We start from the raw sequence: 16,437 nt of genomic DNA on the forward strand, positions 1-16,437 counted from the left end.
TCAGTCCACGGGAACCGGCTGCCGGCCCTTGCGAGCCGACCGTACCAACCACACGACCACCCCGATCACGAACAGGGTCATCAAGGGCGCACCGGGCATCTTGGTGTACCGGGGTAAACCGGTGCCGTCGGCCAGCACCAGGAACGACGACACCACTGTGACGATCGAGAACCAGAGCGTGCGGTGCGCGGTGGCGGCGAGCACGGCCAGCGGCCACAGCCAGTACCAGGGGTGGAACAGCGGGGAGAGCGCGACGGTGGCGGTCAGCGCCAGCCCGGCGTGCCAGAACGGCTCACCGCGACGGAACGACCGGAACCAGAGCCAGATCAGCACGGCGACCAGCACGACCATGCCGATCGCCCGGGTCACCGGCAGTGCATCGACGTGCACGCCGAACGGCGCGAGCAGGTAGCCGACGGTCTGCCCCACCGCCGTCGGCGGCGACGTCCAGGCCACCACCAGCCCGCCCTGTTCCAGCCCGCCGACGAACCCCAGCCCCAGCCCGGAGGCGAGGGTCACGGCGGCGAGCGCGGCGAGCGAGCCGCCGACCACCCACCCGCCGTCGCGCACCAGCGTCCTGATCCGGTACGCCCCGACGATCGCGGCCAGCGCGGCGAACGGCATCACGACCAGCGCGGTGATCTTGACGGCGGCGGCAAGTCCGAGCAACGCCCCACCGGCGAGCAGCGGTCCGGGCCGGCCCGGCCGGGCGGCCACCACGGCCAGCCCGGCCACGAGCAGGCCGATCATCAGCGCGTCGTTGTGCGCGCCGGACACCAGGTGCACGGGCACCAGCGGGCTCGCCAGCGCCAGCCAGAGCGCCCGCCGTGGCGGCACCCCGCAGCGGCGGGCCAGCACCGGCAGCGCCCACGCGGTGAGCGCCACCCCGGCCACGGCCAGTACCCGGAACAGCGCGACGGCGGCGAGCAGCGAGCCGGTGGCCTCCACCACCGCGCCGGCGAGCAGCACGAACAGCGGCCCGTACGGCGCCGGGGTGTCCCGCCAGATGTAGGAGATGGTGTCCAGCCAGGGGCAGGGCAGCGCTGAGACGCCCTGCTCGTAGGGGTTGATCCCGGCCGAGAAGCTGGCGCCCTGGCACGCGTACGCGTACACGTCCCGGCTGCCCAGCGGCGGCGCGACCAGCATCGGCAGCAGCCACAGCGCGACTGTGACCAGCACCCACCGGGACGACGGCACCCGGTCCCGCAGCGACCACCAGGCCCACGCCAGCAGCGCGGTGCCGACCAGCCACAACCCGATGATCAGCGGCCCGTTCGGGCCCTGCCAGATGCTGAGCGGCGTGGGACGCAACTCGCCGTCGGGCAGGGCGCCGCCGAGGAACGCGGCCACGGCGAGCAGCACCGAACCCGCCAGGCCGATCCAGCGCGAGAGGTGGTGAGGCACGTCCGACATGCTGCCAGTACGGTGGTTCGCGATCAGGAGGTGGGCATGCGGGGCGGTCGGGTGGTGGCGGTCTCCGCCGTGTCGGCGCTCGTCCTCGCCGTGCTCTACCTCACGCTGCCGGCCACCGGCTCCGACCTGTCCGCGCAGGTCGCCCGCGCCGGGTTCTTCGCCGACCACGGGGCCGCCCTGGTCGACCTGCGCTGGTACGGCGGCGTGCACCCGTGGGGCTACAGCCTCGTCTCACCGCCGCTGATGGCACTGCTCGGGGTACGCGTCACCGGCGCGCTCGCCCTGCTCGCCTCCGCCACCGCGTTCGCCGCCCTGCTGGTACGGACCCGGGTGCCCCGCCCGCTGCTCGGCAGCCTGGTCGGCGTGGTGACGATCGCCGGCAACCTGGTGTCCGGCCGGGTCACGTACGCCCTCGGCGTCGCGTTCGGCCTGGCCGCGCTGCTCGCGCTCACGGTCCCCGCCCGCCGAGCCCGGCTCGTCGCCGCCGGTGCCGATGGTGTCGCTGCCGGGCCGGCCGGTCCCGGCGCTGCCGGTGGCGGCCGGAACGTCTGGGCGGCCGTCGCCGCCGGTGCCGCCGCGCTGCTCGCATCGGCGGCCAGCCCGGTGGCCGGGCTGTTCGTCGGGCTCGCCGGCGTCGCGCTGCTGCTGTCCCGCCGGTACGCCGACGGCCTGCTGCTCGCCGTACCGGCCGCGGTGCCGCTGGCGGTGACCGGGCTGCTGTTCGGCGAGGGCGGCTGGATGAACATCAGCACGGCCGACACCGTGCACGCCGTGGTGACGAGCCTGGTCGTGGCGGCTCTCGTGGCGTACCGGCCGGTGCGGGTGGGCGCGCTGCTGTCCGCGGCCGGGGTGCTGGCGTCGGCGCTGCTGCACACACCGGTCGGGCTGAACGCCACCCGCCTGGTGGTGATGTTCGCGCTGCCGCTGCTGGCCGCCGCGGCGACGCCCCCCGCATGGTTCACCGCGAGCCGCCTCGGCGGCCGACTCGGCGGTCGACTCGGCGGCCGACTCGGCGCGGGCCGTCTCGGCGCGGGCCGACTCGGTGCGGGCCGTCCCGACAGCGACGCGCATGGCATTGGCCGGCTCGGCCAGGGTCGGTCCCGCCGGGCTGTCGGAGTGGCCGGGCTGGCCGCCCTGCTCGCCGTCGTCTGCTGGTGGCAGCCGCCGGTGGTCACCGCCGACCTGCGCAGCGCCGACGATCCGACGGCCGACCCGGCGTACTTCGCTCCGCTGCGCGCGGAACTGGCCCGGCGCGGGCTCACCGGACGGGTGGAGGTGCCGCCGACCCGCAACTACTGGGAGGCGGCCCGGATGGGTGAGGTGCCGCTGGCCCGGGGCTGGCTACGCCAGGCCGACATCGACCGCAACCCGCTGTTCTTCACCACGGTGCCCGGCGCGGACGGCACCGGCATTCCGCTGACCTCCGTTACCTACCGGGACTGGCTGGCCGACAACGCGGTGCAGTACGTGGCAGTGCCCGATGCCGAGTTCTCCTGGGTGGGGCGATCCGAGGCGAAGCTGGTCGAGCTGGGCCAGCCGTACCTGACCGAGGTCTGGTCGAACCGGCACTGGAAGCTGTACGCGGTGGCCGAACCCACCCCGATCGTCGGCGCGCCGGGTGAGCTGATCAGCCAGGACGGCGCTTCGATCACGTTCCGCGCCCTCGCCCCCGGCCCGATCCCGATCCGGGTACGCCACGACCGCTGGCTCACCGTCTCCAACGGCGCCACGGTCACCCGAGCCGGTAAGTGGACCACCGTAACGGTCCCCCAACCCGGCACCTACACCCTCACGAGCTGACCCGGCTAGAGATCTTGGTACGAAAAGGCCCTCATAGGGGCCGTTTGCTACCAAGATCTCTCGGCGCTCCCGAGATGCGGAACGCATGGCTCGCGTGTCGGGACAAGCCTCGGTAGAGGAGCAGCGAAGGCGGTCAGCGAGGCCCCGGCACGCCGCGGCACCCGGGCCGGCATCCGGGCCCGGGTCTAGAGGGGGGACTCCAGGATTCGCTGGACGACTGTGCGGGAGTGGCGGCCGGTGCGCAGGTACTCGTCGAGGAACTCGCCCTGGTCCTCGCGCCCCAGCAGCCGCACCACACCGGCCAGCTCCACCCCGTGCCGGGGCAACTGGTCACCGGCCCGGCCGCGTACCAGCATCAGCGCGTCGCGCACCTCGGCGGCGAGCGTCCAGCCGGCTGCCAGCTCGGCGGCGTCGGAGGCGTCGAGCAGCCCGGCGTCGCGGGCGGCGGCGAGGGCGTCGAGCGTACGGGTGCCGCGCAGGGCGGGCACCTGACCGGCGTACCGGAGCTGCAGCAACTGCACCGCCCACTCGACGTCGGCCAGCCCGCCCCGGCCCAGCTTGGTGTGGGTGGCCGGGTCGGCGCCCCGGGGCAGCCGCTCGGTCTCCACCCGCGCCTTGATCCGGCGGATCTCGACCACCTGCTCGCGGCTCAGCCCTTCGGCCGGATAGCGCACCGGCTCGATCATGGCCTCGAACTCGGCGCCCAGGTCGGCGTCGCCGCAGACGAACCGGGCGCGCAGCAGTGCCTGCGCCTCCCACACCCGGGACCAGCGCGCGTAGTACTGCGCGTACGCGGCCAGGCTGCGGACCAGCGGGCCCTGCCGGCCCTCGGGGCGCAGGTCGGCGTCGACGCCCAGCGGCGGGTCGGGGGCGGGCGCGGACAGCAGCCGGCGCAACTCCTCGGCGACGGCGTGCGCTGCTGCGCTCGCCGCGCTCTCCTCCACCCCGGGCGGCGGGTCGTAGACGAACAGCACGTCGGCGTCGGAGAGGTAGTTCGACTCGTACCCGCCGAGCCGGCCCATGCCGATCACCGCGAAGCGCAGGCCGGACGGTCCGGGGTGGACGGTACGGGCGGCGCGCAGCGCGGCGGCGAGCGTGGCGTCGGCGACGTGCGACAGCGCGGTGCCGACAGCCGTCACGTCCACCACTGTGGGCCGGCGTTCCCCGCCGCCGACCGGGCGCGGGGTGAGCGGGGCGAGCGAACCGGCGCGGCTGAGCACGTCGGCGGCGGCGATCCGGACCAGTTCCCGGCGGCGCAGCGCGCGGACCGCCCGGATCGCCTCGACCGGGTCGTCGTGGCGGGCGGCAGCGGCGGCGAAGCCGTCGACGAGCGTCTCCCGTGGACGCGGGGTCAGTTCGCTGTCCTCGGCGAGCAGCCGCAGCGCCTCCGGTTCGCGGGCCAGCATGTCGGCCGCGTACCGGGACGAGGACAGCACCCGGGCCAGCCGGCGCGCCACCGGGCCGGAGTCGCGCAGCAGGCGCAGGTACCAGGGGGTGCTGCCGAGCTTGTCGGAGACCTGCCGGTAGTTGAGCAGTCCGCGGTCCGGTTCGGGGGCGTCGGCGAACTCGTCGAGCAGCACCGGCAGCAGCGTGCGCTGGATGGCGGCGGTCCGGCTGACCCCGCCGGTGAGCGCCTGGAGGTGCCGCAGCGCGCCGGCCGGGTCGGCGAAGCCGAGCACCTCCAGCCGGTGCCGGGCCGCCTCGGGCGTGAGGCGCAGCCCTTCGGCCGGTACGCGGGCCACGGATTCGAGCAGCGGCCGGTAGAGCAGTTTGGCGTGCAGCCGGCGTACCTCGGTGGCGTGGGTGACCCACTCGGCGCGGAACTCCTCGACGGCGCTGCGGCCCGGCGTGGCCGCGTAGCCGAGCGCGGCGGCGAGCCAGCGCAGCGCGGCCGGTTCGGTCGGCACGGTGTGGGTGCGGCGCAGGGCCTGGAGCTGGAGCCGGTGCTCGACGGCGCGCAGGAAGCGGTAGCCGCGCAGGAGAGCCTCCCCGTCGGCGCGGCCCACGTAGCCGCCGGCGACGAGCGCGCGCAGCGCCGGCACGGTGCCGGGCACCCGCAGCGACTCGTCGCCCCGGCCGTGCACGAGCTGGAGCAGCTGGACGGCGAACTCGATGTCGCGCAGCCCGCCCGGGCCGCGCTTGATCTCGCGTTCCAGCTCCTTCGGCGGCACGTTGTCGAGGATCTTGCGGCGCATGGACCGGACGTCCTCGACCGCCTCGGGGCGCTCGGCGGCGGTCCACACGAGCGGGGCCAGCGCGTCGATCCACTCCTTTGCGAGTTCCAGGTCTCCGGCGGCCGGGCGGGCCTTGAGCAGCGCCTGGAACTCCCAGGTGCGCGCCCAGCGCTTGTAGTAGGCGAGGTGGCTGGCGAGCGTGCGCACCAGCGGCCCCCGGTTGCCCTCGGGACGCAGCGCCGCGTCGACCGGCCACGCCACCAGCCCGCAGATCTGGATCAGCCGGGTGGCGATCTGGGTCGCGGCGGGCAGGTCGTCGTCGGTGGCGGAGACGAAGATGACGTCGACGTCGGAGACGTAGTTCAGCTCGTCGCCACCGCACTTGCCCATCGCCACCACTGCGAGCCGGGGGCGCGGCGTGCCCTCCGGCAGCTCGTCGGCGGCGATGTCGTAGGCGGCGGCCAGCGTGGCGTCGGCCAGCCCGGACAGCGCCGCCATGGTCTGCTCCAGGCCGCGCCCGCCGGTCAGGTCGGCCGCCGCGATCCGCAGCAGCGCGAGCCGGTACGCCTGCCGCAGCAGCGGGACCGCGCCGGTGACGGTGGTGAGCCGGGCGGCGACGCCGAGGTCGAGCCGCCCTTCCGCGGTGGGGGCGAGCCCGTCCGGCTCGGTCGCCAGCACCGCCCACTGCCCGGGGTTGGCGACCAGATGGTCGCCGAGCGCGGACGAGGCGCCGAGCACCGCGATCAGCCGGCGGCGCAGCCCGGGGTCGGCGGCCAGGGCGTCGCGTACGGCCACCTCGTCGCCGGAGCGCCGCTCGGACTCGACCAGCCGGTGCAGCTGACGCAGGGCCAGGTCCGGGTCGGCGGCGCGGGACAGCGCGGCGAGCAGTTCGGCGGCGCGTTCGTCGGCGGGTTCCTGGGTGTCGGGCCGCCACAGGGCAAGCCCGTCCGGGCCGAGCAGGTCCGCGGCGCGGGTGGCGCCGTCGCCCTCGGCGAATCCGTAGCGGGCCAGGCGCCCGCGGGCCGGCCGGGTCACCGTCAGGCCCCGAGCAGCGGCAGGCTACGGCGCGGGTTGTCGTCGCCGAGTTCGCCGAGCGCGAGCGCGGCGAACCGGATCGCGAACGGCTGCCACGCCTCCTCGACGTCGGCCATCACCCGGTCGCAGGCCGCCACCACCAGCTCCGGGTCGTAGCCCAGCTCGGCCAGCACGGCCGAGTCGCGGGACCACTCGGCGATCATCGCGGTGTCGCACTCGATGTGGAACTGCAGGCCCCAGGCCCGGTCGCCGAGCCGGAACGCCTGGTGCGGGTAGCGGGTGGACGCGGCGAGCAGCGTCGCGCCGTGCGGCAGCTCGGTGATCTCGTCGGCGTGCCACTGGAGGACGTCGGGCATCAGCGGCACGTACCGGAACAGGGGGTCGTCCTCGGCGGCGTCGCGCCGCCCGACGAGCGCCGGACCGACCTCCGGACCGGACGGGCTGCGTTCGACCCGGCCCGCGTGCGCGGTGGCCAGCAGTTGCGCGCCGAGGCAGACGGCGAGCGTGGGCACGCGCCCGCGGACCGCCTTGCGCAGCAGCCCCTCCAGCGCCGGGAACCAGGGCGCGCCGGGGCCGCCGTCGGACCCCGGGTATGCCTGCTGGTCGCCGCCGAGCACCACGAGCGCGGCGTACCCCTCCAGGTCGCCGGGGAGCGGGTCACCGGCGTGCGGACGCAGCACGCGCAGCTCAAGGCCCCCTTCGCTGAGCCACTCCCCCAGGCGGCGGAGGTCGTCGGTCGGGTCGTTTTCGATCACCAGCGCGGTCGCCACGACGTCGAGGCTAACCGGTACGCCCGACAGGGCACGGTCCGGCAGGCCCTAGGCTCCGATCGTGCCTGACGACTGCCTGCGCCCACCGGCCCTGCGTCCCGGCGACGCGGTGATGCTGGTGTCCCCGTCCGGGCCGACCCGTCCCGAACGGGTGGCCCGCGGCATCGAGCTGCTCACCGGCTGGGGGCTGCGGCCGGTGCCCGCGCCGAACGCGTACGCCAGGCGGGGTTACCTGGCCGGCGACGACGCGCTGCGGGCCGCGGACCTGAACGCGGCGTTCGCCGACCCGGAGATCCGCGGGGTGATCTGCACCCGGGGCGGCTACGGCGCGCAGCGGGTGGTCGACCTGATCGACATGGCGGCGGTACGCCGGGATCCGAAGGTGGTGGCCGGGTTCTCCGACATCACCGCGTTGCAGTTCGCGCTCTGGCGGGGCGCCCGCCTGGCCGGGGTGCACGGGCCGGGCGCCGCGTGGCGGGACGAGCGCACGCCGATCCGCTCGGCGGAGTCGCTGCACGCCGCGCTGACCAGCGCCGAGCCGGTGACGGTGACGGCGGTCGAGGCGGAGGAGACGTTCCCGGTGCGGGTGCCCGGCCGGGCCGAGGGCCGGCTGCTCGGCGGCAACCTGTGCCTGATCACCGCGTCCATCGGCACCCCGGACATGCCCGACCTGACCGGGGCGATCCTGCTGGTCGAGGAGGTGCAGGAGCCGCCGTACAAGATCGACCGGATGCTCACCCACCTGCGCCGCTGCGGTGCGCTGGACGGGATCGCCGGGGTGGCTGTCGGCCAGTTCACCGAGTGCGCGGACGGCTGGGACACCACGGTCGTGGACGTGCTCACCGACCGCCTGGGCGACCTGGGCGTGCCGGTCCTCGGCGGCCTGCCCATCGGCCACGGCCCCAACCAGCTCACCGTCCCGGTGGGTACCCCCGCCACCCTGGACGCCACCACAGGCACCCTGACGGCGACCGCCGCCGTCCGCCAAGGCTGAGGCCCACCCCGGCGATCATGAGGTTGGCGGCAGTTCAGAGATCCACAACTGCCGCCAACCTCATGATCAACGCGGCGAGGGCGTGAGGTGGGCCACGGCGCCGATCTCCAAGGCGGCCCAGACCGCGCCGTCGGGGGTGACCGTGAGGCCGTGGGGTTCCGAGGCCGGGGTGGGCAGGGTGTGGGCGGTGATGTGGCCGTCCGGGTCGATGTGGCCGATGCGGTTGGCGCCCCACTCGGTGAACCAGCAGCCACCGGCCGGATCGGCGACGATGGCGTGCGGGCGCGCCGCCCGGTCCGGCAGCGGGAACTCGTCGATCCGCCCGTCCGGCGTGATCCGGCCGATCTGCCCGGCGACGATCTCGACGAACCAGAGCGCGCCGTCACCGCCCCGGGTGATGCCGACCGGCCCGGCCGCCTCGGTGGGCAGCGGATGCACAGTCACCGACCCGTCCAGGCCGACCCGGGCGATCGCGTTCGCCTGGTTGAGCGTGAGCCAGAGCGCGTCGTCCGGGCCGGCCGCCAGCATCGACGGGAAACCCTTGGTCACCGGCAGCGGGAAGGACGTCACCTCCCCGTCGACGCTCACCCGGCCGATCGTGTCGTCGCTCATGCCGGCGTACCAGAGCGCGCCGTCCGCACCGACCACCAGCCCGCAGGGGCCGCAGCCGGGCGGCAGCGCCACCGAGCCGGTCTCGCCGTCGACTGTGATCCGGCCGAGCCGGTCGTCGCCCGAGCGGGTGTACCAGAGCGCGCCGTCGGGGCCGCCGACGATGATCAGCGGGCGGCTGCCGGGCGGGTCGTCGCGGTAGGTCCGTACCTCACCGTCGAGGCCGAGCCGGGCGACGCCGCCGGAGCCGGCCAGCGCCAGCCAGAGCGCGCCGTCGGGCCCCACCGTGATCGAGTACGGCCCGGAGCCCGGCCCGGTGAGCGGGATCTCGCGGATGGCGGGCTGTGTCATCGAGTGGCCTTTCGTCGGGTTTCGCCTAGCCTCGCGGGCGCTCCGGCACCCCGGCAACACGAATAATTCGGGCCTTCCGGACGGGATTGCCAGCTCGCTGACAGGTTCGCCACGGGTGGCCCTCAGTTCCGGCGACCACTGTCGGTGACGTCATCGCACCACCACCGAACAGGAGAATCGCATGATCCGCACGATGTCGAAGAAGCACCTGCTGGCCGGCCTGGCCGCCGCCGGCGTGCTCGGCGTCGGGATCGCCGCCCCGACGGTGGCGCTCGCCGACGACAAGAGCCCGAACCCGTCTTCGAGCGCCAGCAGCACCACCGACCAGGGTGACGACCGCCGCCAGAAGCACGCCGACCGGCAGGCCGAGTTCGCCGAGGCGCTCGCCAAGGAGCTGGGCGTCTCGACCGACAAGGTCACCACGGCGCTGGAGAAGCTGCACGAGCAGCGCCAGGGCGATCGCCCGGAGCGGCCGGAGCGGCCGTCGACCGAGGACCGGCAGGCCGCGCTGAAGGAGCGGCTGGACCAGGCCGTCACCGACGGCAAGCTCACCCAGGAGCAGGCCGACGCGGTGCTCAAGGCCGCCGAGGCGGGCGTGTTCCCGGGCCCGGGCAAGGGCGGCCCGGACGGCAGGCCCGGCCACCACGGCAAGGGTGGCGACAAGGGCGGCCCGGAGGGCAAGGCCGACCAGGGCGCCGAGGCCGAGCAGGAGGGCCAGGGCGGCAAGTGACGCGGTGGCCCCGCCGCCCCTCACCGGCCGTTCCCTCCTCCTGGCCGGCGCCCGGCGGGGCCACCCACGCCTGATCCCCTCGGACCGCGGCGGGGTGGTGGTGCACTCGCACCGCCACCCCGCCGCGCCCGTGTCAGCGCAGGTACGGCCCGTCCGCGCCGATCTTGCCCGGCGCCGGGTTGCCGGGCAGGTCGAGCACGTAGACCCGGAGGTTGCCCTTGCCGCCGACCGCGGCGGTGAGCGTGCCGTCGGTGACCGTCTTCACGTCGCCGGTGACCGCGTCCACGTACCGGCCGTTCGGCACCCCGCGGAACGTGGCGCCGCCGGACACGGTGACCAGCGCGAAGCTGTCCACCGTGCCCTGGGTGAAGCGCCGCTTGTACGCCATCGCGCCGCTCACACCCTCGGTCGAGTACTGCCCCTTCTGCAGGGCCGGCACTGCCCGCCGGATCAGGTTGAGCCGCTGCACGTGCTTGACCAGCGGCTGGGCGAGCGTGGTGGCCACCGCCCCGCCGGCCGAGCCGACCACCCCGAAGTCGCTCGCGGTGACGCTGCCGGCCAGGTGGTCGCCGTAGTAGGCCCGCCCGGTGGTGGCGAGCGGGCAGGTCGGCCCGCAGTCGATCCGGGCGCCCTTGCGGAACTCGATCTCCGAACCGTAGTAGAGCGTCGGGATGCCGCGGAACGTCCACATCAGGCTCATGTTCTCCGCCCAGGCGTCGGTGCCGCCGGTGTACCGGGTGGAGGACTTGTTCGGCCCGTAGTCGTGGCTGTCGACGTAGACCACGTTGTACGTGGCGTCGTTGTAGCTGTCGTCGGAGTCCTTCCCGTTGCCGAACGCGTTGCCGGCGTCGGAGAAGTTCATGTGCATCCGCATGTCGATGACGTTCATGCCGGAGAACTGCGAGCGGTCCGGCGCGTGGTACGTGTTGCCGCGCAGGAACGCGTTGTCGGTGGTCGGCTGCCCGTTCGGGCCGAGCAGCTGCTCGTGGTCGTACTGCTCGATCGCGGCGCGGACGTCGTCCGGGCTGTACTCCTTGCGCTCCTTCCAGGTGAAGAACTGCGCGGAGTGGTTGACCGAGCCGCGGTTCCACTTGTCGTTGACGAACGCGGCCACCTCGCCGAAGACGTAGAAGTCCTTGCCCTTCTCGCCGAACCGGGCGACCGCGTGCTGCTGGATGGCGGGCAGGAAACGCCGGTTCCAGGTGACCCGGGGGATGTGCACGGCGGTGTCGATCCGGAAGCCGTCCACACCCATGTCGATGAACCGGTTGTACGCGTCGATCAGGTACTGCTGCACGGCGGCGTTCTCGGTGTTGAAGTCGGCCAGGTCCTCGTGCAGCCAGCAACTGCGTGAGTCCTCACCCTCCCAGTTGCCGATCCAGCACTGGTGGTACTTGTCGGCGGGGAAGAGCTTGCTGGTCGGGACCGGCCACTGGCACTGGTGGAGCGTGTAGCCCTCGGGGCTGCGCCCGCCGGTCGGCGTACCCCAGTTCAGGCACTGGTTGCCGGCCGGCGCGGCGGACGACCACACGTCGCCGTTGTAGGGCCGGCCCTTGGCCTTGGCGTTCTGCGCCGGGGTGAGCGCCGGGTCGTTCCCGGTCGCCTCGACCATCGGGTCGTACTCCCGGCCGGCCTGCGGCTGGTCGTAGTACCACTTCCACTGGTCGTCGCGGGTGCCGTAGACGGTGGGCGTGAACAGGCCCTTGGCGCCCCACCGGGAGCTGTGGTTGTAGACCACGTCCTGGAAGATCTTGATGCCCTTGGCGTGCGCGGCGTTGATCAGGTCCTGGTAGGAGGCGCCCGCGCTCTCCAGCCGCGGGTCCACCCGGTAGAAGTCCCAGCCGTGGTAGCCGTGGAAGTCGTAGTCGGACCGGTTGAGCACGACCGGGGTGATCCAGAGCGCTGAGAAGCCGAGCGCCTTGATGTAGTCGAGCTTGTCGACCAGCCCCTTGAAGTCGCCCCGGAACATCGGGTCGTCGTTGGCCGCGTTGCCGGAGGCGACGTGCTGGCTGCCGCCGCGGTTGTTCGTGGGATCGCCGTCGGCGAACCGGGCGGTCATCACGAAGTAGATGGTGTCCTCGCGCGGGTCGCCGCCCAGCGGGGCGCCGCCGGTCTGCGGGGCGCCGGTGGTCGCGGAGGCGGGCGCACTCGCCGCCGACCGGTTGCCGGCCGCGTCCAGGGCCCGCACGGTCCAGGTGTACGCGGTGCCGGGCCGCAGGTCGTACGCGACGTGCCGGGTGGTGGCGCTGGTGACCGTGGTGCCGCCGGCTCCCCCGGTGCGGGTCAGCTCGTACCCGGTGACGCCCCGGTCGTCGGTGGCGGCGGTCCAGGTCAGGGTGACCGCCAGACCGTCGGCGACGGCGGTGAGGCCGCCCGGCGTGGACGGCGGGGTGGTGTCCGGGGTGACCGGCGCGCACGGGTCCGCGGCGGCGGCGGTGACCCGGCCGTTGTCGACGACGCTGCGCCCCGCGCCCAGGGTGTAGTCCGCGCCGCCGTTGTTGTCCCAGGCGCCGGCGGTGTTGTTGAACGCGGCGGTCAGGCCGGTGGCCGTGCCGAGGTCGACGATCCGGCGGGCCCAGCCGGCGCAGCGCGTCTCCATGGCCACGCCCGGCGCGGTGGTCCAGGCGCCGCCGGCGGGCCGGTAGTGCAGGTTCGCGGCGGTCCAGCCACGCGGCGTGAGGTGGTACCAGACCTCGGCGGTGTTCCCCGGCGTCGGGCTCGGCGCGACAGTGGCGGACGGGCTCGGAGTCGGGGTGCCGGACGGCGACGGGGTGGCGCACGGGTCGCCCGTGCCGATCCGGCCGGCGGCGACGGTCACGGTGCCGGCGCCGAGGCGGTAGTTGGCAGCGTTGTTGTTGTCCCAGACGCCGCTGCCGTTGGTGAAGACGACCTGGGCGCCGGTGGCAGCGCCCAGGTCGACGGTCTTGCGACGCCAGCCGGCGCAGGCGGTGTCCATCGGCACGCCGGGCACCGGCGTCCATGCCTGCCCGTCCACGCCGTAGTGGATGTTGACGGACGTGCCCCAGGCGGCCGGTGGCTGGTAGTAGACGGTGACGGTGTTCGCCGCCGCGGCGGCGGTGAACGGCAGCAGCGCGGCGAGCACGCCGGCGGCGAGCGCGAGCGCTCCCCACCGGCGGCGGTTGGTGGTGGTGCCCCTCATGGCGCTCTCCTGACACCCACGCCCGCACGACGGGCGCAAGGGGATGAAGGCGTTGCAAGAACTTGCGACGCGTGGTGCCAGGAAGTTACCAGCTTCGATTCCACGAAACCAGTGGTTCACAGTAGACATGGGCGTAACGGATTGCACGGCCCGCAACGACTTGCTCCCGGTCGGCGACCAGCCGGGCCGGGAGCAAGGGCGCGGCGCTCAGCCCTCGGCGGGCGGGGTGAACACGCCGAGCAGGTTGCCCGACGGGTCGCGCAACAGGGCACGCACCAGACCGGTCGGTGTGGTCACCGGCGCCGTCAGAACGGTGCCGCCGGTCGCCTCCGCCCGGCGGCAGGTCTCCGGCACGTCCGTCACCTCGGCGTAGAAGATCGCGTAATTGCCGGTGTCCGTGTCCCGGATCGCGCCGCCGATCCCCCGCTCACCGCCGGCCGCCGTCTGCCGGTACGACAGGCCCGGGCCGCCCTGCTCGTCGAAACTCCAGCCGAACAGCTCGGAGTAGAACCGCTGCGCCTCGTCCGGGCGGTCGGAGCCGATCTCGAACCAGGTCACGGGCGTGCTGGACATGCTTCCTCCTGAGGTTCGCGCCGGCGGTCGGCCGGCGTCGTCAGGATTCAGCCTCGTATCGGGCCACGACAGCGTCCTGTCGGTGTTTCCACCCGGATCAGACCAGGGTGAGCGGACGCACCCGATCGACCGGCACGTCGAGGTCGCCGGGACGCAACTCCCGGGTCACCGGCTCGGCCAGCGGATGCACCGACAGGATCCGGTCGGTGCGGAAACAGCGCAGACCGTCGCGCAGCCGGCACCAGGCGACCAGGTACCAGTGCACCGAGTTGCCCAGGTAGGCCAGCGGCTCCACGTCGCGCGCCGAATCGGCACCGCCGCGGTCGGCGTACCGCAGGCGCAGCACCCGCCCGGCGGCGACCGCGTCGGCGACGGCGGCCGGGACGGGTGTGCCCGGCCCGTCGCCGACCAGGTGCACCCGGCCGGCGAGGCGGTGCGCCTCGGCCACCGCGGCGGGCGGCATCACCGCGACCAGCTTGCGCAGCGCGGCGCCGGCCGCCGGGGCGAACGGTGAGCCGCCGAGGCGGTGCAGCGCGACGGCCATCGCCACCGCCTCGGCCGCTGTCAGGTTGACCGGCGGCAACGTGCGCGCCCGGTCGACCACGTAGCCGCCGGTGCGGCCCGGCTCGGCCCAGATCGGCACCCCGGCGCCCTGCAACGCGGAGATGTCGCGCTCGACGGTGCGGGTGCTCACCTCGAAGCGGCGGGCCAGCCAGGTCGCGCTGCGCGGGCGCGGCGAGACCGCCCGCAGCTCCTCGACCAGGGCGTAGAGGCGGTCGGTGCGGTTCACCCCCGGACGCTAACCCGGGGGTACGACACCCCTCAGGCGATGCAGGCGCAGACGATCAGCGCGGCGCCGAAGTGGGTGGCGGCGCTGACCCGGGCCGCCGGGTGCGGCTCGTCGGCGGCGATGACGTCGCCCAGCTTGCCCGGGGTGAGCAGGTCCAGCACCAGGAACGCCAGCGCCATCACCAGCAGGCCGACCAGCCCGAACACCACAGTGGACGCGAGCCCCTTGGTGAACGAGCTGTAGCTGGTCAGCACGGCGGTGAAGACGATGCCGGCGATGCCGAGCTGGTTGGCGGCGAGCAGCAGCGCGGCGTTGCCGTTGCGGCGCACCCAGATCAGCTCCCGCAGCTTGCCCGGGGTGAGCAGGTCGACGAGCAGGAATCCGGCGGCCATCAGGGCGACCCCGACCATCCCGAACACGATGCTCTGCCACGCCCCGTCGAGCAGATCTCCCAGCACCAACGCCTCCCCGGCTCACGCCGCCCGGCGGTGGTGCCGGGGCGGTGCCGCAGACGATAGCGGCACCGCGCCAGCGTGATCTAGAGCGAGAGGTAGCGCTGCCGCTCGTACGGGGTGACCTCGCGGCGGTACTGCTCCCACTCGGAGCGCTTGTTGCGCAGGAAGAAGTCGAAGACGTGCTCGCCGAGCACCTCGGCCACCAGCTCGGAACCGGCCATCACGTCGATCGCCTCGGCCAGGTTCTCCGGCAGCGCCTCGTACCCCATGGCGCGGCGCTCGGCGCTGCTCAGCGACCAGACGTCGTCCTCGGCGCCCGGGGGCAGCTCGTAGCCCTCCTCGATGCCCTTGAGGCCGGCGCCGAGCATCACCGCGAACGCCAGGTAGGGGTTGGTCGCGGAGTCCAGCGAGCGGACCTCGACCCGGGCCGAGTTCGGCTTGCCGTACGCGGGCACCCGCACCAGCGCGGACCGGTTCAGGTGACCCCAGCAGACGTACGCGGGGCTCTCGGTGATCCGGTCCGGCAGCGCCTGCGGGAACAGCCGCTTGTACGAGTTGACCCACTGGTTGGTGACGGCGGTGTACTCCCGGGCGTGGGTGAGCAGCCCGGCGATGAACGACTTCGCGACCTTGGAGAGCTTCATCGGGTCGCCGGCGTCGTGGAACGCGTTGCGCTCCCCCTCGAACAGCGACAGGTGCGTGTGCATGCCGCTGCCCGGCTGGTCGGTGAACGGCTTCGGCATGAAGCTGGCCTGCACGCCGGTGGAGAGCGCGACCTCCTTCACCACGTGCCGGAACGTCATGATGTTGTCGGCGGTGGTGAGCGCGTCGGCGTAGCGCAGGTCGATCTCCTGCTGGCCCGGGGCGACCTCGTGGTGGCTGTACTCCACCGAGATGCCGATCCGCTCCAGCGCCAGCACGGCCTGGCGGCGGAAGTCCCGCGCGACGGCGTGCGTGGTGTGCTCGAAGTAGCCGCCGGTGTCCACCGGGGTGGGCACCGAGCCGTCCTGCGGACCGTTCTCCAGCAGGAAGAACTCGATCTCCGGGTGGGTGTAGAAGGTGAAGCCCTTGTCGGCCGCCCGGGAGAGCATCCGGCGCAGCACGTGCCGCGGGTCGGCCCAGGACGGGCTGCCGTCGGGCAGCATGATGTCGCAGAACATCCGGGCGCTCTCGCCGCTGACCCCGCCCTCGAACGGGAAGACCTGGAACGTGGTCGGGTCCGGCATGGCCACCATGTCCGACTCGAACACCCGGGCGAAGCCCTCGATCGCTGAGCCGTCGAAGCCGATGCCCTCCTCGAAGGCCGCCTCCAGCTCCGCCGGGGCCACCGAGACGCTCTTGAGCGTGCCGAGCACATCGGTGAACCACAGCCGGACGAAACGGATGTCCCGCTCTTCCAGCGTGCGGAGGACGGACTCCTGCTGACGGTCCACTTCCACCCCTCGTGACACGTACGTCCGCACCGGTCGGGCCGGCCCGGCCTGACCGCCCAGTCTCCACCGGGCTCGTTACGCCGACGTTACGCCTTCCCCGGCCGGCCGTCCCGCCGTGTCCGGCCGGGCGGGACGCGCGCTGCGCCGCCC

At 73.9% G+C, this 16,437-nt stretch carries 11 protein-coding genes and 2 pseudogenes; 4 read left to right on the forward strand and 9 right to left on the reverse strand.

What is annotated here, in order from left to right; translation table 11 throughout:
* Complete coding sequence (gene mptB, locus MICAU_RS23025) at positions 1-1,413, reverse strand: polyprenol phosphomannose-dependent alpha 1,6 mannosyltransferase MptB (protein WP_013287752.1); 1,413 nt, start codon at positions 1,411-1,413, stop codon at positions 1-3.
* 36 nt (positions 1,414-1,449) lie between these two features.
* On the opposite strand from mptB, the pseudogene MICAU_RS33695 reads away from it, so the two are divergent.
* Together MICAU_RS33695 and MICAU_RS33700 are read left to right on the forward strand one after the other, a co-directional pair.
* Positions 1,450-2,358, forward strand: a pseudogene (locus MICAU_RS33695) (hypothetical protein); the annotation flags it as partial.
* A gap of 150 nt (positions 2,359-2,508) precedes the next feature.
* A pseudogene (locus MICAU_RS33700) lies at positions 2,509-3,213 on the forward strand (hypothetical protein); the annotation flags it as partial.
* Between the two features lie 185 nt (positions 3,214-3,398).
* Here the strand turns inward: MICAU_RS33700 and MICAU_RS23035 are convergent.
* Together MICAU_RS23035 and MICAU_RS23040 are read right to left on the reverse strand one after the other, a co-directional pair.
* Entirely contained in the window at positions 3,399-6,422 is a 3,024-nt protein-coding gene (locus MICAU_RS23035) for a bifunctional [glutamine synthetase] adenylyltransferase/[glutamine synthetase]-adenylyl-L-tyrosine phosphorylase (protein WP_013287754.1), read from the reverse strand.
* Positions 6,423-6,424: 2 nt separating this feature from the next.
* Complete coding sequence (locus MICAU_RS23040) at positions 6,425-7,192, reverse strand: type 1 glutamine amidotransferase (protein WP_013287755.1); 768 nt, start codon at positions 7,190-7,192, stop codon at positions 6,425-6,427.
* 112 nt (positions 7,193-7,304) lie between these two features.
* Between MICAU_RS23040 and MICAU_RS23045 the strand changes: the two genes are divergently transcribed.
* The gene (locus tag MICAU_RS23045) at positions 7,305-8,186 is read left to right on the forward strand and encodes a S66 peptidase family protein (RefSeq protein ID WP_221488452.1); all 882 of its coding nucleotides are present in this window, start codon (positions 7,305-7,307) and stop codon (positions 8,184-8,186) included.
* 66 nt (positions 8,187-8,252) lie between these two features.
* Here the strand turns inward: MICAU_RS23045 and MICAU_RS23050 are convergent, their stop codons facing one another.
* Complete coding sequence (locus MICAU_RS23050; protein WP_013287757.1) at positions 8,253-9,146, reverse strand: Vgb family protein; 894 nt, start codon at positions 9,144-9,146, stop codon at positions 8,253-8,255.
* A 181-nt stretch (positions 9,147-9,327) separates the two neighbouring features.
* Here MICAU_RS23050 and MICAU_RS23055 point away from each other — a divergent pair, with 181 nt between their 5' ends.
* Positions 9,328-9,876 carry a hypothetical protein gene (locus MICAU_RS23055; RefSeq protein ID WP_013287758.1) on the forward strand — a complete coding sequence of 183 codons (549 nt, stop codon included), beginning with the start codon at positions 9,328-9,330 and terminating at the stop codon, positions 9,874-9,876.
* Between the two features lie 133 nt (positions 9,877-10,009).
* Here the strand turns inward: MICAU_RS23055 and MICAU_RS23060 are convergent, their stop codons facing one another.
* The 5 genes from MICAU_RS23060 to MICAU_RS23080 form a co-directional block, all read right to left on the reverse strand.
* Entirely contained in the window at positions 10,010-13,036 is a 3,027-nt protein-coding gene (locus tag MICAU_RS23060) for a carbohydrate binding domain-containing protein (protein WP_013287759.1), read from the reverse strand.
* A gap of 207 nt (positions 13,037-13,243) precedes the next feature.
* Complete coding sequence (locus tag MICAU_RS23065) at positions 13,244-13,609, reverse strand: VOC family protein (protein ID WP_013287760.1); 366 nt, start codon at positions 13,607-13,609, stop codon at positions 13,244-13,246.
* A gap of 97 nt (positions 13,610-13,706) precedes the next feature.
* Entirely contained in the window at positions 13,707-14,399 is a 693-nt protein-coding gene (locus MICAU_RS23070) for a helix-turn-helix transcriptional regulator (protein ID WP_013287761.1), read from the reverse strand.
* A 32-nt stretch (positions 14,400-14,431) separates the two neighbouring features.
* Complete coding sequence (locus MICAU_RS23075; protein ID WP_013287762.1) at positions 14,432-14,857, reverse strand: DUF350 domain-containing protein; 426 nt, start codon at positions 14,855-14,857, stop codon at positions 14,432-14,434.
* A gap of 80 nt (positions 14,858-14,937) precedes the next feature.
* Entirely contained in the window at positions 14,938-16,287 is a 1,350-nt protein-coding gene (locus MICAU_RS23080) for a glutamine synthetase family protein (RefSeq protein WP_013287763.1), read from the reverse strand.
* Between the last annotated feature and the right edge of the window lie 150 nt (positions 16,288-16,437).

It is taken from the genome of Micromonospora aurantiaca ATCC 27029, assembly GCF_000145235.1.
GTDB classification, from domain to species: Bacteria; Actinomycetota; Actinomycetes; order Mycobacteriales; family Micromonosporaceae; genus Micromonospora; species Micromonospora aurantiaca.

Coding starts and splice junctions, on each gene's coding strand:
- mptB (WP_013287752.1), bottom strand. CDS start 1,413: ATGTCGGACGTGCCTCACCACCTCTCGCGCTGGATCGGCCTGGCGGGT.
- MICAU_RS23045 (WP_221488452.1), top strand. CDS start 7,305: ATGCTGGTGTCCCCGTCCGGGCCGACCCGTCCCGAACGGGTGGCCCGC.
- MICAU_RS23050 (WP_013287757.1), bottom strand. CDS start 9,146: ATGACACAGCCCGCCATCCGCGAGATCCCGCTCACCGGGCCGGGCTCC.
- MICAU_RS23055 (WP_013287758.1), top strand. CDS start 9,328: ATGATCCGCACGATGTCGAAGAAGCACCTGCTGGCCGGCCTGGCCGCC.
- MICAU_RS23060 (WP_013287759.1), bottom strand. CDS start 13,036: ATGAGGGGCACCACCACCAACCGCCGCCGGTGGGGAGCGCTCGCGCTC.
- MICAU_RS23065 (WP_013287760.1), bottom strand. CDS start 13,609: ATGTCCAGCACGCCCGTGACCTGGTTCGAGATCGGCTCCGACCGCCCG.